Here is a 1091-nt window from a genome sequence, read left to right as displayed (position 1 = left end):
CGGATTATAGACCCAATGACCGTCATTTGCCTCGCCTTCCGAGGTCAGGAGGAGCGTAAGCTCACTTTGTCACGAGAGGAGAATGACAATGTCGACGATAAAATTCATCGGTCTGGATGTCCACAAAGAGACGATTGCCGTGGCTGTTGCAGACGATGGGCGATCGGGAGAAATCCGGTTCCACGGGACAATTCTCAACACGCCCGAGGCCATACGACGTCTGGTGTCGCGCCTGGCTACGCCTGATGCGACACTCCACTTTTGCTATGAGGCAGGTGGCTGCGGGTACGGCATCCATCGCCAGTTGCTGGGCATGGGTATGGACTGCAGTGTCATCGCCCCATCTGTAATACCGCGCAAGCCAGCCGACAGGGTGAAGACGGACAGGAGAGACGCCGAAATGTTGGCGCGACTGTTGCGATCGGGTGAGTTGACGGCAATCTGGATCCCGGATCCGGCACACGAGGCTATGCGAGACCTCGTACGCAGTCGGCGCCAGGTCAGACAGGATCTTGTTGCCAGCCGACAGATGCTTCTGGGGTTTCTGTTGCGCCATGGGCGTAAATTCACCGGTCGTACGAACTGGACAAAAGCGCACTGGAGATGGCTGGGAAGTCAGGCATTTGAAATACCACATCAGCAATTTATTTTGGGTGAAAGCATCCGACGCATTGAAGAAGCTCAGCAGCGTTGCGATCGACTGGACACCATGCTCATGGAGGCGTTACCGCGCTGGTCACTCGCGCCAGTAGTAAAGGCATTGCAGGCGTTGCGCGGTGTCGGCCCCATCGTGGCCATAACGCTTGCTGCAGAAATCGGGGACCTCAGCCGTTTTGAAACACCCAAACAACTCATGGGCTGGCTTGGTCTCGTGCCATCAGAGGCTTCCAGTGGCACCCGTACCCGTCGCGGCGCCATCACAAAAACCGGAAACCGAGAAACACGCGCAATGCTGGTTGAGGCAGCCTGGTCATACCGCCTGCCGGCACGCGAGGAGCGCCGTTATCGGGCGCGTGTCGAGGACTTGCCAGAGGAAATCAGGGCAATTGCATGGAAGGCGCAAGTTCGCTTGTGCCAGCGCTACCGAACTT

At 57.5% G+C, this 1091-nt stretch carries 1 protein-coding gene; it reads left to right on the top strand.

From position 1 onward, the window contains the following. Positions 1–88: 88 nt before the first annotated feature. A partial coding sequence (locus GFJ39_RS13885) for an IS110 family RNA-guided transposase (protein WP_194285397.1) occupies positions 89–1091 on the top strand: 1003 nt, incomplete at its 3' end.

The organism is Gluconobacter aidae, from assembly GCF_009547075.1.
Classification (GTDB): Bacteria; Pseudomonadota; Alphaproteobacteria; order Acetobacterales; family Acetobacteraceae; genus Gluconobacter; species Gluconobacter aidae.
The sequence above is the reverse complement of the archived record's forward strand: the minus strand, read 5'-3'. Positions and strand labels throughout refer to the sequence as shown.